The organism is Rhizobium sp. AN68 (assembly GCF_030758035.1).
GTDB lineage: Bacteria > Pseudomonadota > Alphaproteobacteria > Rhizobiales > Rhizobiaceae > Agrobacterium > Agrobacterium tumefaciens.
In genome coordinates this window covers 654,983-676,006 of sequence record NZ_JARWMI010000003.1, presented here as the reverse complement: position 1 = coordinate 676,006, position 21,024 = coordinate 654,983, and the positions used below count along the sequence as shown (strand labels likewise).

The 21,024-nt window shown below is 59.4% G+C and carries 22 protein-coding genes and 2 pseudogenes; 10 read left to right on the top strand and 14 right to left on the bottom strand.

Annotated elements, in window-relative coordinates; all coding sequences use genetic code 11:
• Nucleotides 1-90 precede the first annotated feature (90 nt).
• The 11 genes from rnhA to coxB all read right to left on the bottom strand — a co-directional run bounded on the left by rnhA (nt 91) and on the right by coxB (nt 9,597).
• Entirely contained in the window at nt 91-531 is a 441-nt protein-coding gene (rnhA, locus tag RBH71_RS16290) for a ribonuclease HI (protein ID WP_003511799.1), read from the bottom strand.
• A complete protein-coding gene (locus RBH71_RS16285) occupies nt 528-1,496 on the bottom strand; it encodes a homoserine kinase (RefSeq protein ID WP_003511797.1) in 969 nt (322 codons plus the stop codon). Before RBH71_RS16285 ends, rnhA begins: the two co-directional genes overlap by 4 nt.
• A gap of 92 nt (nt 1,497-1,588) precedes the next feature.
• Complete coding sequence (ispH, locus tag RBH71_RS16280; RefSeq protein ID WP_003511794.1) at nt 1,589-2,635, bottom strand: 4-hydroxy-3-methylbut-2-enyl diphosphate reductase; 1,047 nt, start codon at nt 2,633-2,635, stop codon at nt 1,589-1,591.
• Nucleotides 2,636-2,698: 63 nt separating this feature from the next.
• On the bottom strand, nt 2,699-3,433 hold the full coding sequence (locus RBH71_RS16275; RefSeq protein WP_003511792.1) for an SURF1 family protein: 735 nt from the start codon (nt 3,431-3,433) through the stop codon (nt 2,699-2,701).
• Between the two features lie 10 nt (nt 3,434-3,443).
• Nucleotides 3,444-3,830 (bottom strand): DUF983 domain-containing protein, encoded by a 387-nt coding sequence (locus tag RBH71_RS16270; protein ID WP_003511790.1) that lies wholly within the window; start codon nt 3,828-3,830, stop codon nt 3,444-3,446.
• A gap of 100 nt (nt 3,831-3,930) precedes the next feature.
• On the bottom strand, nt 3,931-4,806 hold the full coding sequence (locus RBH71_RS16265) for a cytochrome c oxidase subunit 3 (RefSeq protein ID WP_003511788.1): 876 nt from the start codon (nt 4,804-4,806) through the stop codon (nt 3,931-3,933).
• Nucleotides 4,807-4,869: 63 nt separating this feature from the next.
• Nucleotides 4,870-5,499 (bottom strand): cytochrome c oxidase assembly protein, encoded by a 630-nt coding sequence (locus RBH71_RS16260; RefSeq protein WP_003511786.1) that lies wholly within the window; start codon nt 5,497-5,499, stop codon nt 4,870-4,872.
• A 42-nt stretch (nt 5,500-5,541) separates the two neighbouring features.
• The gene (locus RBH71_RS16255; RefSeq protein ID WP_003511784.1) at nt 5,542-5,673 is read right to left on the bottom strand and encodes a hypothetical protein; all 132 of its coding nucleotides are present in this window, start codon (nt 5,671-5,673) and stop codon (nt 5,542-5,544) included.
• Nucleotides 5,673-6,626, bottom strand: coding sequence for a heme o synthase (gene cyoE, locus RBH71_RS16250; RefSeq protein WP_065688067.1), 954 nt, complete (start codon nt 6,624-6,626; stop codon nt 5,673-5,675). Before cyoE ends, RBH71_RS16255 begins: the two co-directional genes overlap by 1 nt.
• Nucleotides 6,627-7,006: 380 nt before the next feature.
• Nucleotides 7,007-8,716 (bottom strand): cytochrome c oxidase subunit I, encoded by a 1,710-nt coding sequence (ctaD, locus tag RBH71_RS16245; RefSeq protein WP_003511781.1) that lies wholly within the window; start codon nt 8,714-8,716, stop codon nt 7,007-7,009.
• Nucleotides 8,717-8,733: 17 nt separating this feature from the next.
• On the bottom strand, nt 8,734-9,597 hold the full coding sequence (coxB, locus tag RBH71_RS16240) for a cytochrome c oxidase subunit II (RefSeq protein ID WP_019564187.1): 864 nt from the start codon (nt 9,595-9,597) through the stop codon (nt 8,734-8,736).
• A 441-nt stretch (nt 9,598-10,038) separates the two neighbouring features.
• Between coxB and RBH71_RS16235 the strand changes: the two genes are divergently transcribed.
• The 4 genes from RBH71_RS16235 (at nt 10,039) to RBH71_RS16220 (ending at nt 13,452) form a co-directional block, all read left to right on the top strand.
• Nucleotides 10,039-10,563 carry an invasion associated locus B family protein gene (locus tag RBH71_RS16235; RefSeq protein ID WP_003511775.1) on the top strand — a complete coding sequence of 175 codons (525 nt, stop codon included), beginning with the start codon at nt 10,039-10,041 and terminating at the stop codon, nt 10,561-10,563.
• Nucleotides 10,564-10,642: 79 nt separating this feature from the next.
• Nucleotides 10,643-12,058 (top strand): metalloprotease TldD, encoded by a 1,416-nt coding sequence (gene tldD / locus RBH71_RS16230; RefSeq protein ID WP_323687419.1) that lies wholly within the window; start codon nt 10,643-10,645, stop codon nt 12,056-12,058.
• Nucleotides 12,059-12,333: 275 nt separating this feature from the next.
• Nucleotides 12,334-12,771, top strand: a complete 438-nt coding sequence (locus tag RBH71_RS16225) for a bleomycin resistance protein (protein ID WP_003511773.1) — start codon at nt 12,334-12,336, stop codon at nt 12,769-12,771.
• A gap of 6 nt (nt 12,772-12,777) precedes the next feature.
• Nucleotides 12,778-13,452 (top strand): HAD family hydrolase, encoded by a 675-nt coding sequence (locus RBH71_RS16220; protein ID WP_003511772.1) that lies wholly within the window; start codon nt 12,778-12,780, stop codon nt 13,450-13,452.
• 269 nt (nt 13,453-13,721) lie between these two features.
• Here RBH71_RS16220 and RBH71_RS16215 read toward each other — a convergent pair.
• Nucleotides 13,722-14,021, bottom strand: a pseudogene (locus tag RBH71_RS16215) (MazG nucleotide pyrophosphohydrolase domain-containing protein); the annotation flags it as partial.
• 150 nt (nt 14,022-14,171) lie between these two features.
• Between RBH71_RS16215 and RBH71_RS16210 the strand changes: the two are divergent.
• A pseudogene (locus RBH71_RS16210) lies at nt 14,172-14,936 on the top strand (TSUP family transporter); the annotation flags it as partial.
• 47 nt (nt 14,937-14,983) lie between these two features.
• Here the strand turns inward: RBH71_RS16210 and pdxH are convergent.
• Nucleotides 14,984-15,604, bottom strand: coding sequence for a pyridoxamine 5'-phosphate oxidase (pdxH, locus tag RBH71_RS16205; protein ID WP_003511768.1), 621 nt, complete (start codon nt 15,602-15,604; stop codon nt 14,984-14,986).
• Between the two features lie 56 nt (nt 15,605-15,660).
• Between pdxH and RBH71_RS16200 the strand changes: the two genes are divergently transcribed.
• The 4 genes from RBH71_RS16200 to RBH71_RS16185 all read left to right on the top strand — a co-directional run bounded on the left by RBH71_RS16200 (nt 15,661) and on the right by RBH71_RS16185 (nt 19,007).
• Entirely contained in the window at nt 15,661-16,110 is a 450-nt protein-coding gene (locus RBH71_RS16200; RefSeq protein ID WP_003511767.1) for an RT0821/Lpp0805 family surface protein, read from the top strand.
• Between the two features lie 212 nt (nt 16,111-16,322).
• Nucleotides 16,323-17,432, top strand: coding sequence for a DnaJ C-terminal domain-containing protein (locus tag RBH71_RS16195; RefSeq protein WP_323687418.1), 1,110 nt, complete (start codon nt 16,323-16,325; stop codon nt 17,430-17,432).
• 131 nt (nt 17,433-17,563) lie between these two features.
• The gene (fabI, locus tag RBH71_RS16190) at nt 17,564-18,382 is read left to right on the top strand and encodes an enoyl-ACP reductase FabI (RefSeq protein ID WP_003511762.1); all 819 of its coding nucleotides are present in this window, start codon (nt 17,564-17,566) and stop codon (nt 18,380-18,382) included.
• A gap of 31 nt (nt 18,383-18,413) precedes the next feature.
• Nucleotides 18,414-19,007 carry a histidine phosphatase family protein gene (locus RBH71_RS16185; protein ID WP_003511761.1) on the top strand — a complete coding sequence of 198 codons (594 nt, stop codon included), beginning with the start codon at nt 18,414-18,416 and terminating at the stop codon, nt 19,005-19,007.
• Nucleotides 19,008-19,206: 199 nt separating this feature from the next.
• On the opposite strand, the gene RBH71_RS16180 is transcribed toward RBH71_RS16185, so the two are convergent.
• Entirely contained in the window at nt 19,207-19,467 is a 261-nt protein-coding gene (locus tag RBH71_RS16180) for a DUF1344 domain-containing protein (protein ID WP_003511760.1), read from the bottom strand.
• Nucleotides 19,468-19,920: 453 nt separating this feature from the next.
• Between RBH71_RS16180 and aroC the strand changes: the two genes are divergently transcribed.
• Entirely contained in the window at nt 19,921-21,018 is a 1,098-nt protein-coding gene (gene aroC, locus RBH71_RS16175) for a chorismate synthase (RefSeq protein ID WP_003511758.1), read from the top strand.
• The last annotated feature ends 6 nt before the right edge of the window (nt 21,019-21,024 follow it).

The window sequence follows — 21,024 nt, the reverse complement described above, 5'->3', positions numbered from 1 at the left end:
TTGACGACAAGATAGATCGGGTTTCAGTTTTCACAATCCCTTATCACGGTTGGCCCGGATCAGGGCCGCATGGAAGAAATCAGACTTCCGTTACCGGCGTTTGAAAGGCTCCATGCCCTTGCGTGCCAATTCGTCGGCGCGCTCGTTTTCCGGGTGGCCTGCATGGCCCTTGACCCAGTGCAGCGTCACTTTATGGCGCTCCTGCGCCGCCTCCAGCGCCTGCCACAGCTCCACATTCTTGACCGGCTTGTTATCGGCGGTTTTCCAGCCCTTCTTTTTCCAGCCGAAAATCCACTTGGTGATGCCATCCTTGACATAGGCGCTGTCGGTATAGAGATCGACTTCGCAGGGACTTTTCAGCGCGTTGAGCGCCGAGATGGCCGCCAGCAGTTCCATGCGGTTGTTGGTGGTATCGGCCTCGCCGCCGGACAATTCCTTTTCGGTCTCGCCATATCGCAGCACGGCACCCCAGCCGCCCGGACCGGGATTGCCGGAGCAGGCGCCGTCGGTGAAGATATCGACATGTTTCATTCGCCAACCAGCCCGTATTCGGCGACATGACTGATGGAGCGGTGGAACCGCAGCTTGCGCAGATATTCCAGCGGGTCTTTCTTCACCACCAGCGCGCCCGCCGGCGTCGTCAGCCAGTCATAGAGGCGGGTCAGGAAGAAGCGCAGCGCCGAGCCGCGTGCCAGAAGCGGCAAGGCATCCAGTTCCGCCTCGCTCAACGGGCGCACCGACTGGTAACCTTCCAGCAGCGCCTTGCCCTTGGTGACGTTGTACGCACCATCCTTCTCGAAGCACCAGGCATTGAGGCAGATCGACACGTCATAGGCGAGCAGGTCGTTGCAAGCGAAGTAAAAATCGATGAGGCCGGAAAGCTCGTCACCGAGGAAAAAAACGTTGTCCTGAAACAGGTCCGCATGGATGACGCCCGCGGGCAAATCCTTCGGCCAATGGGCGGCGAGATAATCGATTTCCGGGCGGATCTCTTGCTTCAAGCCCTTCTCCACCTCGTCGGCGCGGTCTTCAGACTTGTCCCATAGCACCTTCCAGCCATCGACGGAGAGTGCATTGGGGCGCTTGATCTCGAACCCCTCACCGGCCAGATGCATGGCGGCCAGCGCCTTGCCGACTTCCCGGCAATGTTTCGCTTCCGGTTTTCGCAGCCACATGCCTTCAAGGAAGGAGATCAGCGCCGCTGGGCGACCGGACAATTCGCCCAGCAGTTCCCCGTCCTTGCGCGGCAGCGGCAAGGGGCAGGACAGACCCTTGGCGGCCAGATGCTGCATGAGACCGAGGAAGAACGGCAGATCGGATTTTTCCACACGCTTTTCGTAAAGCGTCAGGATCAGTGGATCCTTCGTCGTATGCAGCAGGAAATTGGAGTTTTCAACGCCTTCGGCAATGCCCTTATAGGATGTGAGGCTGCCAACGTCGTATTGTATGAGGAAATTCCTCAGATCATCTTCGGTGATGTCCGTATAAACTGCCAATTTCAAATCTCTTGATGAAGGATGGAGTGAAAATCTGAAGAGGGGATGACATATGCGCGGTGGGAACCGCTCACATATCTCGCCATCCCGGTCTAGGCGCCAGTGGCGGCTTTCGGTGGCAGGGCATTGCTGGCATTGCCGTTCACGAAAGCCATGTCGTCCGTCGTCAGCTCGATGCTGCGCAGTTCGCGGTTGACGAGGAAATGTTCCGTTTCCTCCACCGTGACGGCCAGATCGAGCGTCGTATCGAAACGCGCCTTGAAGGCTTCGATGATCTCATCAACTATGACCTCCGGCGCGGAAGCGCCCGCCGAAAGACCGACGGTGCGGATATCGCCGATCGCATCCCAGTCGATTTCCGCCGCACGCTGCACCAGAACCGAATGTTTGGCGCCAGCGCGCAGCGCCACTTCCACCAGCCGCTTCGAGTTTGACGAATTGGGAGCGCCGACCACGATGAAGAGATCGCAGCCGGGGGCCGCCTGCTTCACCGCATCCTGACGGTTGGTGGTGGCGTAACAAATGCTGTCGGCGGCTGGCGCCTGAATGGCCGGAAAACGTTCCTGCAACCGGGCAATAACGCCTGCGGTATCATCGACAGACAGCGTTGTCTGGGTAACGAAACCGAGGTTTTCTCGGTCCACCGGTTCATAGGTGCTGGCATCCTCCACCGTCTCGACCAGCGAAACAGTACCTTCGGGCAGCTGGCCCATGGTGCCGATGACCTCAGGGTGACCGGCATGGCCGATCAACACGACATGACGGCCGAGGCGCTGGTGGCGCATGGCCTGCTTATGGACCTTGGAGACGAGCGGGCATGTGGCATCGAGATAAAACAGGTTGCGCGCCTGCGCATCCTCCGGCACGGATTTCGGCACGCCATGGGCGGAAAAGACCACCGGCTGCTCGCGATGCTCGGTGGGGATTTCGTGCAGTTCCTCGACGAAAATCGCGCCCTTGGCTTCCAGCCCCTCGACCACATATCGGTTATGGACGATTTCGTGGCGGACATAGACCGGCGCGCCATAGGCTTTCAGCGCCAGCACGACGATCTGGATCGCCCGGTCCACGCCCGCGCAAAAGCCGCGCGGTCCGCACAGCCTTATCGTCAAAGGGGGTTTGGAAACGGCGATGTTCATTCGTGCTCCTTGGCGTGCTCCTTGCCCTTGCCCGGTAGCCAGCCTTACCGGACAGGGCGCGCGTTATTCACCTTGCGCCTTACCGTTCCGGAAATAGGCAAAACCGGCGACGATGACAAGGGCCGCCGCCAGACCATACCACGTTATCGCATATTGCAGGTGATTGTTGGGCAAATCTATCAGCGTCACGCCGCCCTGTGGCCAGCCGCCGGGGTTCGGCGCATCGTCGGCATCCACGAACAGGTTGACCAGCCTGTTGGGCGGGATATCGGTGCTCGACGCCATGGCCGCCAGATCCTTCCAATAGAAGATGTTCTTGGCGATATCGTTATCCGGCAGCAGGGAAGACGGTTTTGCAACGAGCGGCGCGCGCGCCAGTCCCTTGATCTCCACCTCGCCAGCGACCTGCCCTTCAGGCCGCTTCGTTGCCTCCTTCATCTCAAACGGCACGAAGCCGCGATTGACGAAGAGGATGCGGCCATCGGCAAGCGACAGCGGAGTATAGATGTAATAGCCGGTTCTGCCCTGGTGGGTGGCGAAGAAATGCCGCTCGCGGGCATGATCGAAAACGCCGGAAACGTTGACCCTGCGATATTCAATTTCGCCGCCGCTTTTGGCAATGGCTTCGATCTGCGAGAGCGTGGCCGGACTTGCGTTGCGCCGCGCCTCGATATCGGCAATCAGCGCTTCTTTCCAGTAAAGCCGCTTCACCTGCCATGTGCCTAGCCCGAGAAGGATGGCAAGTGCCAAAAGGACGAGCGGCGCGGCAAACCAGATGCGTCTTTCCGCCGCCTTCATGTGGGAAACCTCATTCACGATCAAGCCTGCCTTCGCTTGCATTGTTGTGGTATTGCAGCGCAATCATGATGCCCTTCATCTTGCGCAGCAGCACGAGGGAGACGATCACCGCAAAAGGCAACCAGAGCATGACATGCACCCAGACGGGCGGCGCAAAACGCTGATCGAACCAAAGCGCCAGCCCGACGACAAGGAAACCGACGATCAGCATGACAAAGACGGCCGGGCCTTCACCCGCATCGGCAAAGCCGTAATCCAGCCCGCAAGCACTGCATGCGGGTTTCGGGGTCAGGAAGCCGTCGAACAGCCTGCCATTGCCGCAACGTGGGCAGCAGCCCTTCAGCCCGACTTTTATTGGGTCCACCGGCGCAAAGCCGCCGTTTCCGGGTTCAGACATGATGGCCTCCCGCCTTGGGCCGGTTAAACCTCCGTCCGGCCCGCCTGTTTAAACACAAAGGGCGGCAGATGCCGCCCTCCGAGTCAGAAAACAAACCGCATCACTCCGCCAGCGGCGCGCCCCAGCCGCCCCAGATGTAGATCGCGAAGAACAGGAACAGCCAGACGACGTCAACGAAGTGCCAGTACCAGGCAGCTGCTTCGAAGCCGAAATGCTGTTTCGGCGTGAAGCCGCCGGCAATGGCGCGCAGCAGGCAGACCAGCAGGAAAACCGTGCCGACGAAAACGTGGAAACCGTGGAAGCCGGTCGCCATGAAGAAGGTCGCGCCATAGATCGAGTTCTTGAAGTCGAACGGGGCGTGCATGTATTCGTAAACCTGCACGGTCGAGAACAGGACGCCGAGGGCAACGGTGAGGACGAGACCGGTGATCAGCCCCTTGCGGTCATTGTGCAGCAGGGCATGGTGCGCCCAGGTGACGCAGGTGCCCGACAAAAGCAGGATGACGGTGTTGTAGAGCGGCAGGTGCCAGGGATCGATGACCTCGATGCCCTTTGGCGGCCACTGACCGCCAGTATATTCGAGGCGGGACGCCTGAATGGCCTCGTGCGGATAAAGGCTGGCATCGAAATAGGCCCAGAACCACGCGACGAAGAACATCACCTCAGAGGCGATGAACATGATCATGCCGTAACGCAGGTGAAGCGAAACGACGCGGGTGTGGCTACCCTCATTGGCTTCCTTGATCGTGTCTGCCCACCATGCGTACATGGTGTAAAGCACGATGACGAGACCGATATAAAACAGCCAGGGATTGGCCAGTTCCATGCCGAACAGCTTGAAGGAGCCAGCCGACAGGTAACGCATGTAACAGACGCCGCCGAAGGTCAGAATGAAGGCGCCGATCGAGGCCAGAAGCGGCCAGGGGCTTGGATCTATGATGTGGTAGTCGTGGTTCTTCTGATGCGTATCTGCCATGTGTGACAATCCCCTGGTATCTCTTCCCAGACCCGGCCCTGCTCAAAAGGCCCGAGTCTCCTCTCACAATTTGCTTTCGCCAGATTCAGTCTTTACCGGCAAGGACGCAACCGGTTTTTCGGTTTTGGCCGGATAAAACGTATAGGACAGCGTCAAAGTATGAATGTTCTTCGTTTCGCGCGCCGTGGCGATATCCGGATCGATGAAAAACACCACCGGCATTTCGAGCGTTTCGCCCGGCTGAAGCGTCGTTTCGGTGAAGCAGAAACACTCCACCTTGTTGAAATAAGCGCCTGCTTCCATGGGCGTGACGTTAAAGACCGCCGTGCCCGTGGTTGCCACCGCTGAGCGGTTCGTCGCCTTGAAATTGATCTGCACCGTCTCGCCGATTTTCGGCGTGACCAGCTTGTCGACCGGGCGGAAATCCCAGTTGAGGCCATTCGACGTATTGGCGTCGAAGGTGACGTTGATGGTCTTGTCGAGAATGACGTCGGAATATTGCTCGACGCGCTGGGTCGTGCCGTTATAGCCAGTGACGCGGCAGAACAGGCTGTAGAGCGGAACGGCGGCATAGGCCATGCCGATCATAGCGCAGAAAAAGACGAGACAGAGCACGAGGATGGAGCGATTGCTCACCCGCTGCGTGCCGGCCGTTGCCTTGTCTGCCCCGATATTTGCCCCAGTATTCGCCATGTCCCCCTCCTCTCCTCCGATCATGCCCTCACTGTCAGGCCGTCAATGCGAGCCGATCTTGATGATGGTGATGACGTAAAACAGCACCACCAGACCGGCGAGCAAGACGCCGAGCGCGACGTTGCGCCCGCGCCTCGATTTTTTCTGCGCCGTGCTCAGTTCCACGGTTTCCATCAAAAAACTCCCGAAATCACGGCTTTCAGGGCCGGAGCGAAATGATCGGCCAAAAGGCCGGAGAAGATGGCGAAGAGGTAAAGCACCGAATAGGCGAACATCTTCTTGGCGGGCAGCATTTTCTCGTCACCGTCAGGCATGCGCCGGACATCGAGCGAACAGTAAACGAAGATCGCGCTCAGCACGGCGGCGAAAATGCCATAACCGAGGCTCGCCAGACCGGTGAAATACGGCGCGACCGCAACTGCAGCCGTCAGCACTGCGTAAACGATCATCTGGTTCTTGGTGGAGCGCTCGCCCGCCACGTTCGGCATCATCGGAATGCCGACGGAGCCGTAGTCGCGCATCTTGAACAGCGCCAGCGCCCAGAAATGGGCTGGTGTCCACAAGAAGATGATGAGGAAGAGGATGACGCTATCAAGCGAAACGCCGCCGGTGACGCAGGCCCAGCCAAGCATGGGCGGGAAAGCGCCGGCAGCACCACCAATGACGATGTTCTGCGGTGTCGAGCGTTTCAGCCACATCGTATAAACGACGGCGTAGAAGAAAATGGTGAAGGCGAGCAGTCCGGCGGAGAACCAGTTGACCGCAAGCCCGAGGATGACCACCGAAAAGGCCGAGAGCGTCAGCCCGAAGGCCAGGGCCTCGCCAGGTGCTACGCGGCCGGACGGGATCGGCCGCTTGGCGGTGCGGCTCATCACGGCGTCGATGTCTGCATCGTACCACATGTTGAGCGCGCCGGATGCGCCGGCACCGACTGCAATACAGAGAATGGCGATGAGGCCGAGGACCGGGTTGATGTGGCCCGGCGCCAGCACGAGGCCCGCAAACGCCGTGAAGACGACGAGCGACATGACGCGCGGTTTCAGCAACTCGAAATAATCGCGCGCGCCGGCTTCCGAAAGTTCGGAGCTTTCCAGGCCAAGCATTTCGCGATTGTCGATGACGGTCATTTCGTATCCTGTTTTTCTTCAGATGCCGCTTGCCGCGGCATCCCTTGCACCAGCCCGAAAACAGAGTGTCGTTTTCGGCGTGCACGGTGCGTCAATTCATTGGTCCGAACGTTCCGGCACGGGCAGCACCGGGGTCAAAGACCCGATGCCATGCGCCTGGCATATCGCCACGCCCGTTCCGTCGCCCTGCTGCGTCTGCCCATTCATAGTGGCAGTACTTGGCTTTTATCATGTCGCACGAAAAGCTTCGCTTGGACAAAATGCCTCACGCAGCAGCAGACTCCGTCCGCCTCAAGGGAAACGGCGCGGATAAGCCACACCATCCCCTCTTTTCAGCTTCCGGAGTTCGCAAGCCCTGCCCGCGCACTCCGGTCCGGCATTCAGCGAATGCGCGGAAGCTGTTCCCACTGGTGGTACGGCGGCGGAGAGGACAGCTGCCATTCGAGCGTCGTCGCACCTTCACCCCAGGGATTGTTGCCAGCGATCCGCTTCTTGGCGAAGGCTTCCCAAACACCGAAGAGGAAAATCAACACGGCTACGGCAGAGATATAGGAACCATAGGAAGACACCAGGTTCCAGCCGGCATAGGCATCGGGATAATCGATGTAACGACGCGGCATGCCGGCAAGGCCGAGGAAGTGCTGCGGGAAGAAGATCAGGTTCACGCCAACGAACATCACCCAGAAGTGCAGCTTGCCGATGAACTCGTTGTACATGTAGCCGGTGATCTTCGGGAACCAGTAATACCAGCCGGCGAAGATCGCGAAGACCGCGCCGAGCGACAGAACGTAATGGAAGTGCGCCACGACGTAGTAGGTGTCGTGCAGCGAACGGTCGAGACCGGCATTGGCGAGCTGGACGCCGGTAACCCCGCCGACCGTGAACAGGAAGATGAAGCCGATTGCCCAGACCATCGGGGTCGAGAAGGTCAGCGAACCACCCCACATCGTCGCGATCCACGAGAAGATCTTGATACCTGTCGGCACCGCGATGACCATGGTTGCGAAGACGAAATAACGCTGCGCTTCCAGCGAAAGGCCGACCGTGTACATGTGGTGCGCCCACACGATGAAGCCGACAGCGCCGATGGCGACCATGGCGTATGCCATGCCGAGATAGCCGAAGACCGGCTTCTTGGAGAAGGTGGACACGATGTGGCTGATGATGCCGAAGCCGGGCAGGATCAGGATGTACACTTCCGGGTGGCCGAAGAACCAGAACAGGTGCTGGTAGAGGATCGGATCACCGCCGCCTTCCGGCGAGAAGAATGCCGTGCCGAAGTTACGGTCGGTCAGAAGCATGGTGATGCCACCAGCCAGAACCGGCAGGGAAAGCAGCAGCAGGAATGCGGTGACCAGAACCGACCAGGCAAAAAGCGGCATCTTGTGCAGTGTCATGCCCGGAGCGCGCATGTTGAGGATGGTGGTGATGAAGTTGATGGCGCCAAGGATCGAGGACGCGCCGGCAACGTGCAGCGAGAAGATCGCAAGATCCACCGCCGGTCCCGGCATGCCGTTGGTCGAAAGCGGCGGATACATGGTCCAGCCGCCACCCACGCCGTAACCGCCCGCCGGACCTTCGACGAAAAGCGACAGGAGCAGCAGGATGAACGCCGGAACGATCAGCCAGAAGGAAATATTGTTGAGGCGCGGGAAAGCCATGTCAGGAGCGCCGATCATGATCGGGATCATCCAGTTGGCAAAGCCGCCGATCATCGCCGGCATGACCATGAAGAAGATCATGATGAGCGCGTGCGCTGTCGTGAACACGTTGAACATGTGCTTGCCGCCGTCGATGGCAGCATCGCCCTCGAAGCCGTAAACCATGGAGGCCAGACCGTGGAAGATCTGGATGCCCGGCTCCTGCAACTCCATACGCATGACAACCGAAAGCCCGCCACCGATGATACCCGCCATGATGGCGAAGATCAGGTAGAGCGTGCCGATGTCCTTATGGTTGGTCGACAGGAACCAGCGGGCGAAAAAGCCCGGCTTGTGGGAATGATCATGCGAATGATCATCATGCGCGTGCCCATCATGAGCGGATTGACCATGCGAGTGATGATCGTCGTGTGCGGAAGGTCCAGCCATTGTCGTCACTCCAGGTCTCAGTTGGTTTCGTTGGCGGCAACGTCGACCGTGCGCGGAGCGCCATCGACGGAGGCCATCAGTGCCCGGTTCGCGCCGTTCAGATCTGAAGCGGCCGCGGCGTGCCAGGCATTGTACTGCTGTTCGGAAACCACCCGAATGGCGATCGGCATGAAGGCATGGTCCTTGCCGCAAAGCTCGGAACACTGGCCGTAATAAAGGCCTTCCTTCTCCGGCTTGAACCAAGTTTCGTTGAGGCGGCCCGGAACGGCGTCGATCTTAACACCGAAAGCGGGCATGGCGAAGGCGTGGATGACATCCGTAGGCGCCGCCGTCACCAGAAGGCGAACGGTCTTGCCGACCGGAACGACCATTTCATTGTCTACCGCGAGAAGACGCGGGTAGCGGGCCTTGTCCTCCTTGCCTGCAGCTGCACGATCCTGCTCTTTCAGCAGATAGCTGTCGAAGGCGAGCGGCTCGGCGCCCTCGGCAGCCTTGTATTCGTAGTTCCAGAGCCATTGCGTCGCAGTCGCCTTCAGCGTCAGATCAGGGTTTTCCGGCTGCGTCAGCTGCGCGTTCAGAAGATTGAACGACGGGAAAGCGAGGAACAGGAGAATGAGAACCGGCGCAAGTGTCCACACCACTTCGATCGCGGTGTTGTGGCTGGTCTTGGACGGCACCGGATTTTTCGCTGCACGGAATTTCAAGGCGACGATAATGAGCAGCGCAAGAACGAAAAGCGTAACCGGAACAATGAACCAGAGCGTATATTGTTCAAACCAGCGTATTTCGTGCATGATCGGCGTGGCGGCCTCCTGCATGCCCATTTGCCAATGCACCGGCTGATCGGCGTGGGCGCCGACAGCCGTGAGCAGACAGGTCATCCCCGCCAATGCTGCGTAAATCCTATTCGTCACGGTACCCTCTCCCTCACGCGTCTGATCTTGATCAATTACAGACGCAGAATCCATGCTTATGGTACTAACTTCAAACCACAGTTTGTCCTCTGCCGCAATATGCGTAAGGACACGGATGTCAGCCAATTTCACCATTGTTCGTCGCAGCCGAGTTTCCCATGTCCCGTATCCTGCAAGATATTTCAGGCGCGCTTGGCAATGGTCAAAATCCGGCGCAGCCCCTGCTGGCAGCGCTTTTGCAGCAGACTTCAGCCACCAGGCGCCGGCTGCCGCACGGTCAAATCAGGCGCCTGCACCCGGCAACAGGTCCTATTTCCGCCCAACTCGGCTGGAATTGAGGTACCAAGGCTTTTTTTCCGGATTATGGCGTCAAAATAGCCGCACTGATTCTGAATCCCAGAGGTATCCATGCGTCTTTCCCCGCTCGCGCGCACTTTTCTTGCCGCCGCCGGTCTTGCCATCATCGCTCCCGCCGCAGCGGCGCTGGCGCAACAGCAGCCGCCCGGAACGCCGAAGTCGACGCATGGAGCATGGTCGGTGATCTGCGACAAGCCGGCAGGCGCATCCGAAGATCAATGCGCCCTGATGCAGAACGTGATTGCCGACGACCGCCCGGAAGTGGGGCTTTCGGTGGTGGTCCTGAAAACCGCGGACCGCAAGTCGCGCATCCTGCGTATCCTCGCACCGCTTGGCGTGCTTCTGAAGGACGGCATGGAGCTTTATATCGACAACAACAATATTGGCCGCGCCTATTTCACCCGCTGCTTCTCCGAAGGCTGCTATGTCGAGGTCGATATTGACGACGAACTGCTGAAGGTTCTGCGCGCCGGCAAGAACGCGGTTTTCGCGCTGCGTGAATCCGTCGATCAGGATCGTGTCGGTATTCCGATCGAGCTCACCGGCTTTGCCGAAGGCTACGACGCGCTTCCCTGAAGCCTCGTGTAAAGAGACAGCCTTGCGTCTGTCGGCTCTAGTGCCTAAATCGAAGGAACGATAAAGACTGGAGCCTTCAATGACCAACGACCTTGTAAATCTCTTCGATTGCGACGAGACGCAGTTGCGCAAGCTGGTCGCGGAAGCGCTCACCGGCGCAGACGATGGCGAGTTGTTCATCGAACATGCGCAGGCAGAATCGCTGACCTTCGATAACGGCCGCCTCAAGGGCGGCTCCTTCAATACCGACCAGGGTTTTGGCCTGCGCGCCGTTGCCGGCGAGACCGTTGGCTACGCCCATGCGGGCGAGCTGTCGCAGGCTGCGCTGAAGCGAGCGTCGGATGCTGTCGGCGCCGTGACCAGAGGTTATTCCGGTTCCTATGCCGCAGCCCCACAACGCACTAACAAAAAGCTCTACGGCGACGAAAACCCGATCGGCAGCCCGAGCTTCGAGGAGAAGGTGAAACTTCTCACCGATATCGATGCCTATTTGCGCGACAAAGACGCGAATGTCCGGCAGGTGACGGCGACGATTTCCGCAAGCTGGCAGGTAGTGGATATTCTGCGCGCCGATGGCCATCGCGTCAGCGATGTCAGGCCCATGACCCGTATCAATATTTCCGTTGTCGCAGGTGAAGGCGACCGGCAGGAAAGCGGCTCCTACGGCATTGGCGGCCGCGTCGGCTTTGGCGATTTTATCACCACGGAGAACTGGCAGCGCGGAGCCGACGAGGCGCTGCGTCAGGCGCTCGTCAACCTGACCGCCGTCGATGCGCCGGCCGGCACCATGGATGTGGTTCTCGGCTCCGGCTGGCCCGGCGTCATGCTGCATGAGGCTGTGGGCCATGGCCTCGAGGGCGATTTCAACCGCAAGAAAACCTCGGCCTTTGCCGGCCTGATGGGCGAGATGGTGGCAGCCCCGGGTGTGACTGTGGTGGATGACGGCACCATCGACAGCCGCCGTGGTTCGCTCACCGTCGACGACGAGGGAACACCGTCGGCCTATAATGTGCTGATCGAGAACGGCAGGCTGGTGGGATACATGCAGGACCGCCAGAACGCCCGGCTGATGGGTGCGAAGGCGACAGGCAATGGCCGCCGGCAGGGTTATGCCTATGTGCCGATGCCGCGCATGACCAACACCTACATGCTGTCAGGCGACAAGACGCCCGAGGAGATCATCTCCTCCGTCAAGAAGGGCATCTATGCCGTTTCCTTCGGTGGCGGTCAGGTGGATATCACATCAGGCAAGTTCGTGTTCGGCTGCACCGAGGCCTATCTCATCGAGAACGGCAAGATCGGCGCGCCGGTGAAGGGTGCAATGCTGATCGGCAACGGGCCGGACGCAATGAAACGCGTCTCGATGATCGGCAACGATCCGAAACTGGACACCGGCATCGGCAATTGCGGCAAGGCCGGGCAATGGGTTCCGGTTGGCGTCGGCCAGCCGCATCTGCGCATGGACCAGATCACCGTCGGCGGCACGAAGGCGTAGTTCCGGCCTCGAGCCGGAATCCAGCCTACCCGCGTCCGCTTGGCGAGATGAGTCTTTGCAGCCCAAGGACTTGGGCTGACTGGGTGCCAGACCATGTCCGGCATGAGGTGAGAAAAGCTGTGGCAGGACGAAAAGTTGAACCCGCTTCAGCCCACAACTCCGCACATGGCTGCCATGATGAGGATTCCTCTGGCAAGTCACCCGGAAGACGATAATATCGCCCCATTACCGCAGGCCACGCCTCGCATCGCCGGGCCTGCGCGGCAAAGGAGACCATGACCATCATACGAAATGCCCTCGTCCCGGAACTAGCCGTCAGCGACTGGCAGAAAAGCCGCGCTTTTTATTGCGACCTGATCGGTTTTCATGTGGTTTATGAGCGCGCCGAAGAGGGCTTTGCCTATCTGGCGCTGGGTGATGCGCAACTGATGATCGACCAGATCGGTGCGACCCGGACCTTCGTGGCGGAAAATGCAGCGCTTGAATTTCCGCTGGGCCGCGGCATGAATCTGCAACTTGCCGTTCCTTCCCTGCTGCCCATCCTCGCGCGGCTTGAGCGGGCCTCGATCGATCTTGTCCTGCCGTCAGAAGAAAAATGGTACAGGCGCGGCACAGTCGAGGTCGGCAACCGGCAATTCATCGTCGCCGATCCGGACGGTTACCTGCTCCGCCCGTTCGAAAGCCTCGGCGAACGCCCCTTCCGGTTCGGTTGAGCCGCCATGCTGCCTTTTCTCCCGCATGCTGTCGTTTTCGACATGGACGGATTGCTGATCGAAAGCGAGACGCTTTATCGCGATTCCTTTCTGGCCGCGTCAGATGAGGGCGGCCACGGAATGCGGGTAGAGACCTATCAGAAGGTCTGCGGCAGCCCGTGGGATGTCATTACCGGCACCATTTTCGCCGATTATGGCGCGGATTTTCCGATCGACAGCTTCCGTGACGCCTGGCTCCGGCATCTTGCCGTGATGATGGCGGAAGGCGTGGCGCTGAAACCCGGCGTCGTCGAAATCCTCGATCTTCTCGACAGGCTTGATATACGCCGCGCCATCGCCACTTCCTCGCGGCACGATTCCGTCACGCGTCATCTCGGCCCCTATGACCTGCTCAAACGTTTCGATACCATCGTCGCCCGCGGCGACTATTCGGAGCCGAAGCCGTCGCCCATGCCATATCTTACTGCCGCAAAACGTCTCGGCATCGATCCGGGCCGTTGCCTGGCGCTGGAGGATTCCTGGCACGGCGTGCGCTCCGCCTCATCGGCGGGCATGATGACGATCATGGTGCCGGATGTCGCGCCGCCGACTGAGGAAATGCGGGAAAAATGCATTGCCGTTTCAACCGATCTTCATGCGGTTGCCGGCCTCCTGCAACAGGCGCCGTTATCAGAGGCATGAAGACGCGTCACATGCCTTTAGCCATTGGTCTTTATGGAGCCTCACATATAGGCTGACAGGCCGATCCTGCGCGAATTCATTTGTCGGCACATCCATAAACGGCGCGGCGCTGATATCGCTCGCTCTTTCCGCATTTCAGATTACCCTGCGGCAGGTCATGACGCCGGTGGCCGCCATTCTCGCAGCTCTGCTCTCTATCGTTTCGCTCTCATAATCGCGGCAGCGACAGAGCCGCAGCGGTAGGGCCGCGTCCCTCCCCGCAAACAAACCGACGGTGTAAAACGCCACTTGCGCTCTATCGATGCTTCGATGTCGAGGCGGTTATAATGGGCGAGCAGCAAAACGTGGCCCAAGAGATCGGCGGTTTCGTCGGCAAGATCGAGTTTCATCTCCTCTTCGCTTCTGTCTTTGCTGCGCCCACGCCCCGTCATCCGGTTCCAGGCCTGCGTGACCTCACCAACCTCCTCCTGAAGCTTCAGCATATACCAGTCGGGATCGCGGATGATCCCATTTTCCTCGGCGTATTTCTGTGAGGCAGCTTCAAACTGGCGCATCAAGACAGCAAGCATTTGTTCATCCTTTGTTCGTGAGATACAACTCTGATCACGATTCTCCGGCGGCGTCGTTTCGAAAGCGTATCGTGCGATAATCAGCTGAAATTTCCGCGACAGGTGCCTGCATGCGGGATAAAGAGGTATTCGAAACCCATGCAGTCACCTATGCCTCTCCTCGATTTTTTCTCGGCTCTTATCACCGCGCATAGTCCGACGCTGCTCGCCATGTTTGCGGGCGCCGCCTTTCTCGCCGGACTTGCCCGCGGCTTTTCCGGCTTTGGTGCGGCCCTCATCTTCATTCCGCTGGCAAGCGCCATTGTCGGCCCGCGCATCGCCTCGGTGGTTCTTCTTGTGGTGGACGGCGTTTTGACGCTCGGCATGATACCGCCGGCCTGGCGCATGGCCGACCGGCGTGAAGTCTTCACCATGGCAGCCGGTGCGCTTGTCGGTGTCCCCCTTGGAACGCTGCTGCTTTCCGGCGGGGATCCGCTCACCCTGCGCTGGATCATTTCCATCGTGGTTGTCGTGCTGCTGTTATTTCTCGTTTCCGGCTGGCGTTACAGCGGCCGGCCGAAAACGCCGCTCACCCTGTTCACCGGGCTTGTTGCCGGGCTGTTTTCGGGTGCGGCGCAACTGGGCGGTCCACCCATCGTCGCCTATTGGCTTGGCGGCGCCCTCAAGGGCGCTTTCGTGCGCGCGAATGTCATTCTCTATTTCGCGATTTCGACCGTGATCTCCGCCACCAGCTATTTTTTTGGTGGCCTGTTCACTGCCGACGTCTTTGTTTTTTTCCTGCTGGCCCTGCCGTTTTACGGGGCGGGTCTTTATGCCGGTGCGCGGCTGCACGGGCTTGCCGACGAGGCGGCGTTCAGGCGCATCTGCTACGGCCTGATCGCCATTTCCGCCGTCATCGGCCTGCCGCTATTTGATCTCGCTGCTGAAATAGGCAGGCAAGGACGGCCTGCCTCCTGCAGCTTTCAAGGATACATGCGGACCTTGGACCACGGTTCATCCGGCGTCTCGCGGCGGAATTCGACACGGTCGTGCAGGCGGAACTTGCGGTCGTGCCAGAACTCGATGCTGACCGGGCGAATGCGGAAACCGGACCAGTAGGAGGGGCGCGGAATATCGCCGATCGCATATTTCGCGGTGTATTCGGCAACCGCCTTTTCCAGCGCAAACCGGCCTTCCAGCGGCCGCGACTGCTTCGACGCCCAGGCGCCGATGCGGCTTCCGCGCGGACGCGAGGCGTAATAGCTATCCGCTTCCGCGTCGGTAACGATCTCCACCTCGCCGCGCAGACGCACCTGCCGGCGCAGGCTTTTCCAGTGGAAACACATGGCCGCTTTTTTCTGGCCTAGGATCTCGCGCCCCTTCTGGCTTTCGAAATTCGTATAGAAAACGAAGCCGCGATCGTCGACGTCCTTCAGCAGCACCATGCGCACATTCGGCAGGCCGTTTTCATCGACGGTTGCGAGTGCTACCGCGTTCGGATCGTTGATTTCGGAGGCCGTCGCGTCCTTCAGCCATTCGGCAAAAAGCGTGAACGGTTCATTTTCTTCAGTGAAGTCACTGGATGTTAACCCCGTTTCCGACATATTGACTAAAATGCTCCCGAGCTGATTTGGACCCCAGAGATGATCTCTGGCGAAAGATGGTGACCGTCATAGCAAAGTCGAACAGTCGAACAAAGGGCCTCCTTTCATCGATAGCGGAAGTTTCCGCGATCGTGTCAATGCTTGTGGTGCTGAGCGGATGCGTCAGCCTTGACCTGTTCGGCGGCGACAAGGTCGATCGCTCGCTTTCCACCGCCTCTGTTCCCAACCAGCCCAATAATAACCCGCAGACCGACGACGCGACCATCCGCAATGCGGTCACATCGGCGGATCTCACCAAACTCGCGGAACAGCCCCTGCCCTGGGCCAATGCCGCAACCGGCAGCGCCGGTGTCGTCACAACCATTCACGAAGACAAGTCCAGCGGTTTCGTCTGCCGCGATTTCAAGACGACACGCCACTCTTTCGAAGGTGTCGCGAGTTATGCCGGACAGGCCTGCCTGTCGGAAACCGGCGAATGGTTACTGACCCGCTTCGAACAGAAATAAACTGTTTACCCTGGCGCGCGGAATTAATCCGGCCGCATGGCGGCGCGCATTCCCCGTAAACAACTGCTTAGCAACTTATTGCCACAGTCGACGTTGTTTGAACCGAGGGCATGCATGCGAATGATCGCAGGCATCCCTTTTCGGAGGGGTTTGTTTCAGGATTGCGCCATGAGCGGCTGCACGTGCCTGAGCCAACGTAACTGGTGTTTCGCATGCGCGATCCGTATTCTATCCTCGGCTTAAAACGTGACGCCCGTCACGAAGACATCAAGGCTGCCTGGCGCACGAAGGCAAAAACCGTCCATCCGGACGCCAATCGCGATGACCCCGACGCGTCGGCGCGATCTGCCGAGGTCGGGCAGGCCTATGATCTTCTGAAAGACCCCAAAAAGCGCGATCTTTACGACCAGGCCCGCAAGGCGGCCGAGAAAAAGCAGCGCGGCGAAACAATCATGCAGCAGCGGGAGGCGGCGCGCGAGGCCGCCGAGCGCGCCAGGGCCGCTGAGAAGCTGATGGAGGAACTGGCCCGTGCGGATGCCCGCAACAGGGCGCAAACCGGCCAGAAAGCCGATGCAAAACCCGAAACGGCCGAAGATATCGTCGAGCGGATTTTCGGCGCCGACGCGCAGAACGACCCCAAGGCGCAGCAGGCAGCCGAAGCGGCGAAAGCCGCAGCCACGGGCGTTAAAGGCGATGTGCCCAGTGCTGGCGAAACCACGCAGACGTCTGCAAGCGAAACCGCAGCTGCCTCTCTCGCCGCCAATCTCTTCAGCGCTCTCGTGCGCCGCTTCCGCCCCCCGCAGACGCCGCCGGAAAAGGCACCTGACATCACGGCGGAAGCCACCGTTACGGTCACCGAACTTCTGGAGCGCAAATGGATCACCGTATCCCTTGCCGACGAACGCGAGGTTCGCTTCCAGCTTGAACCCGGCATGACGGACGGTCATGTGGTGCGGCTAAAGGGCCAAGGGCTGAAGCTGCCGAACATTGCGCGCGGCGATCTGGCCGTCACGTTGCTGGCGGCACGCGACGACGCCTTTTCCCTTCGCGGCTTCGATATTCATACGACGCTGCCAATCTCTCTCAGTGACGCGGTTCTGGGTTGCGAGACGAGTATCCGGACGCCGCTTGGCGAGGAAACCGTGACCATTCCTGCCTGGTCCGGCTCCGATCGCGAGCTGCGGCTTGCCGAAAAGGGGCTTGCGGACGGCAAGGGTGGATATGGCGATCTCGTCATCGAATTGCGCATCATCCTGCTCGAAAAGCCGGACGAGAAGGTGACTGACCTCATGCGCCACATGCGCGAAGGCCTTTATTTGTAAAAGTTTTGCGAATAGGCGGGACAACGCACCCTTTGTTACGTTCCCTAACAGTAGATGATCCTCGGCAATCTTGAACAGGATTGCAGCCTATGCCATAGGCAGGATCAATCGAAAGCATCAGGGAGCATACAATGGCTCAGGCATCCGGCCTTATGGCTGGCAAACGCGGCATCATCTTGGGTGTCGCCAATAATCGTTCAATCGCTTGGGGCATTGCCAAGGCTTGCGCGGACGCGGGCGCGGAAATCGCGCTCACCTGGCAGGGCGACGCGCTTAAGAAGCGTGTTGAACCGCTGGCGCAGGAACTGGGCGCCTTCATGGCCGGCCACTGTGACGTGACCGACCTCGAGACGATCGATGCGGTTTTTGCCGGGCTGGAAAAGCATTGGGGCAAGATCGATTTCGTCGTGCACGCCATCGCCTTTTCCGACAAGGACGAGCTGACCGGCCGTTATCTCGACACCAGCCGCGACAACTTCAACCGCACCATGGACATTTCCGTCTTCTCGCTGGCCGCCGTTGCCAAGCGGGCAGAGCCGATCATGAATGATGGCGGTTCGATCATCACGCTCACCTATTACGGTGCCGAGAAGGTCATGCCGAACTACAACGTCATGGGCGTGGCCAAGGCTGCACTCGAGGCCAGCGTGCGTTATCTCGCGGTAGACCTCGGCAGTCGCGGCATCCGCGTCAACGCGGTTTCCGCTGGCCCGATCAAGACGCTTGCGGCTTCCGGTATCGGCGATTTCCGTTACATTCTGAAATGGAACGAATACAACGCGCCGCTGAAGCGCACCGTTTCCATCGAAGAAGTCGGCAAGTCGGCGCTTTACCTGCTGTCCGACCTTTCGACGGCTGTCACCGGCGAAATCCACCACGTGGATTCCGGTTATCACACCATCGGCATGAAGGCTGTTGACGCGCCGGATATTTCGGTGGTCAAGGACTGAGCCGACCGAACTTTAAAACAGGGGTATCGCCTTGCTCGTCTATGTGATCCGGCACGGACAAACGGACTGGAATGCGATACGCCGGCTTCAGGGCCAGAAAGACATTCCGCTCAATGATTTCGGCCGCGCGCAAGCGGTCGGCAACGGCAAGGTTCTGGCGCAAATTCTCGGCGACTCCGCGCGTGATTTCGATTACGTGGCAAGCCCGCTCGGGCGCACGCGCGAGACCATGGAGCTGATGCGCGGAGCGATGGGGCTCGATCCCCACGCATACCGCACCGATGACCGCCTCGTCGAAGTTTCCTTCGGCGACTGGGAAGGCCAGACACTGCCGGAACTGAAAAAAGAATTTCCCGACCGGGTGAAGGCGCGCAAGGCCAACAAGTGGGACTTCATTCCCCCCGGTCAGCATGCCGAAAGCTATGAAATCCTGTCCTGGCGTATTGGCGCATGGCTTTCCTCAGTCGAGGTGCCGACGGTATGTGTCTGCCACGGCGGCGTGATCCGCTCGATCTTCCGCCTGGTTTCAGGTATGGACAAGGATGAAGCCTCTACGACGCAGATCCCGCAGGACCGGATTTTGAAGGTCGAGATCGACAGGAACAGTGCTGAGTGGATTTCGTGAGGGTATCGATCCTCCTCCGTCATTCCGGCCTCGAGCCGGAACCCGGCCAGCCCAAATCTTTAGGCTGAAAAACCAATCCCGCCACGCAGACGCTCGTCGGCTGGATGTCGGATCAAGTCCGGCATAATGGAAATTCTGGAGCTTCCCGACCGGGTTTAGAGAGGTCCGCGTCGACAACAGGCAGAGCAGAAACCGCAGTTTACTGCACGACCTCGAGATCGTCGACCACGCGTTTTCCGTCCACTTCCGTGTAGAAAACAACGACCTTCACACCTGCCTTCAGGCCTTCGAAATTGAACTCTTCCGGCACACGGTAATTCTTGCCGTCGTTCAAGGTAATGGTCAGCGCATTCACGTCGATCTTGCTGATCGTTCCCTCGACATCGACGCTCTGGGCGTAGCTGTTGATAGGCATAAGCAAGTTGGCGGTGGCCAGAAGGGCGGCAATCATCATACGCATCGATCTAGCTTTCGTGAATTTGCGTGAAAACCTTACATGCATAAAGAATTGCCTTTCGAATGTGGCGGAAATTGCCCGCAACCATGACATTTTCGGCCCAATTGATGAACGGATTTTGGATCACGTTCAAGTCGTTAGTGATTTTTACACCGCATTTCCCGGCAATATTGGAAAACCGCGAAACAGCGTGGAAAACACCAGCACCTTTACACTTTTGTCACCTGGAAAACTCTGCGCCGTTTCCGCCGAATCATTCATCCGGCCAGTCGTCAGCCATCGTCACCCCTGTCGTTTTCCGGGCTGCTTGGCGTCGTGAACGGTGCGTCACCGTCTTATCGGACTTGCGATGAAAGAAAGGCTTTTGCCTTGGTCCGATTTTCTACTATGACAAATCCGCTTGTTTTAAACGGCCCCTGTCCGCAGGCGCGCCCTCGTTTTCCGGTCTAGAGAAATATGTCGCATAACAGCTTCGGTCATCTTTTTCGCGTTACCACCTGGGGCGAAAGCCATGGGCCCGCTTTGGGCTGCGTGGTGGACGGCTGCCCGCCCGGTATTCGCTTCACGCTTGCCGAGGTGCAGCACTGGATGGACAAGCGCAAGCCCGGCCAAAGCCGCTTCGTTACCCAGCGCCGTGAAGATGACATCGTCAAAGTCCTGTCCGGCGTGATGCTGGATGAGGACGGCGAGACGATGATAACCACCGGCACGCCGATCTCCATGCTGATCGAAAATACCGACCAGCGTTCCAAGGATTACGGCGAGATTGCCCGCAGCTTCCGCCCCGGCCATGCCGACTTCACCTATGACCTGAAATACGGCATTCGCGATTATCGCGGCGGCGGACGCTCTTCCGCCCGCGAGACGGCGGCGCGTGTTGCCGCAGGCGCAATCGCCCGCAAGGTGGTACCGAGCCTCAACGTGCGCGGTGCGCTGGTGCAGATCGGCAAACACAAGATCAACCGCGACAATTGGGATTGGGACCAGGTCGATCAGAACCCGTTCTTCTGCCCCGATCCGGCGATGGTGCCGGTATGGGAAGAATATCTTGACGGTATCCGCAAGGCGGGATCGTCGATCGGCGCGGTCGTCGAAGTCGTGGCGGAAGGTGTTCCGGCCGGCATCGGCGCGCCGATCTACGCCAAGCTCGATCAGGATATTGCCTCCAGCCTGATGTCGATCAACGCCGTCAAGGGCGTGGAGATTGGCGAGGGATTTGCCTCGGCCGAGCTTTCCGGCGAGGAGAATGCCGACGAGATGCGTATGGGCAATGACGGCAAACCGATTTTCCTGTCGAACCATGCCGGCGGCATTCTGGGCGGCATCGCGACTGGCGAGCCCGTCATCGCCCGCTTCGCCATCAAGCCCACCTCCTCCATTCTGACGGAGCGCCAGTCCATCGACACCGACGGCCGCAACGTGGATGTGCGCACCAAGGGACGCCACGACCCCTGCGTCGGCATCCGCGCCGTGCCGATCGGCGAGGCGATGGTGGCCTGCACCGTTGCCGACCATTATTTGAGAGATCGTGGCCAGACCGGCCGGTTGAAGTGAGGTAAA

Bases quoted from the DNA above. Each gene is read 5' to 3' on its own strand.
- rnhA (WP_003511799.1), bottom strand. From the start codon at position 531: ATGAAACATGTCGATATCTTCACCGACGGCGCCTGCTCCGGCAATCCC.
- ispH (WP_003511794.1), bottom strand. From the start codon at position 2,635: ATGAACATCGCCGTTTCCAAACCCCCTTTGACGATAAGGCTGTGCGGA.
- RBH71_RS16275 (WP_003511792.1), bottom strand. From the start codon at position 3,433: ATGAAGGCGGCGGAAAGACGCATCTGGTTTGCCGCGCCGCTCGTCCTT.
- RBH71_RS16270 (WP_003511790.1), bottom strand. From the start codon at position 3,830: ATGTCTGAACCCGGAAACGGCGGCTTTGCGCCGGTGGACCCAATAAAA.
- RBH71_RS16265 (WP_003511788.1), bottom strand. From the start codon at position 4,806: ATGGCAGATACGCATCAGAAGAACCACGACTACCACATCATAGATCCA.
- RBH71_RS16260 (WP_003511786.1), bottom strand. From the start codon at position 5,499: ATGGCGAATACTGGGGCAAATATCGGGGCAGACAAGGCAACGGCCGGC.
- RBH71_RS16255 (WP_003511784.1), bottom strand. From the start codon at position 5,673: ATGGAAACCGTGGAACTGAGCACGGCGCAGAAAAAATCGAGGCGCGGG.
- cyoE (WP_065688067.1), bottom strand. From the start codon at position 6,626: ATGACCGTCATCGACAATCGCGAAATGCTTGGCCTGGAAAGCTCCGAA.
- ctaD (WP_003511781.1), bottom strand. From the start codon at position 8,716: ATGGCTGGACCTTCCGCACACGACGATCATCACTCGCATGGTCAATCC.
- coxB (WP_019564187.1), bottom strand. From the start codon at position 9,597: ATGACCTGTCTGCTCACGGCTGTCGGCGCCCACGCCGATCAGCCGGTG.
- RBH71_RS16235 (WP_003511775.1), top strand. From the start codon at position 10,039: ATGCGTCTTTCCCCGCTCGCGCGCACTTTTCTTGCCGCCGCCGGTCTT.
- tldD (WP_323687419.1), top strand. From the start codon at position 10,643: ATGACCAACGACCTTGTAAATCTCTTCGATTGCGACGAGACGCAGTTG.
- RBH71_RS16225 (WP_003511773.1), top strand. From the start codon at position 12,334: ATGACCATCATACGAAATGCCCTCGTCCCGGAACTAGCCGTCAGCGAC.
- RBH71_RS16220 (WP_003511772.1), top strand. From the start codon at position 12,778: ATGCTGCCTTTTCTCCCGCATGCTGTCGTTTTCGACATGGACGGATTG.
- pdxH (WP_003511768.1), bottom strand. From the start codon at position 15,604: ATGTCGGAAACGGGGTTAACATCCAGTGACTTCACTGAAGAAAATGAA.
- RBH71_RS16200 (WP_003511767.1), top strand. From the start codon at position 15,661: ATGGTGACCGTCATAGCAAAGTCGAACAGTCGAACAAAGGGCCTCCTT.
- RBH71_RS16195 (WP_323687418.1), top strand. From the start codon at position 16,323: ATGCGCGATCCGTATTCTATCCTCGGCTTAAAACGTGACGCCCGTCAC.
- fabI (WP_003511762.1), top strand. From the start codon at position 17,564: ATGGCTCAGGCATCCGGCCTTATGGCTGGCAAACGCGGCATCATCTTG.
- RBH71_RS16180 (WP_003511760.1), bottom strand. From the start codon at position 19,467: ATGCGTATGATGATTGCCGCCCTTCTGGCCACCGCCAACTTGCTTATG.
- aroC (WP_003511758.1), top strand. From the start codon at position 19,921: ATGTCGCATAACAGCTTCGGTCATCTTTTTCGCGTTACCACCTGGGGC.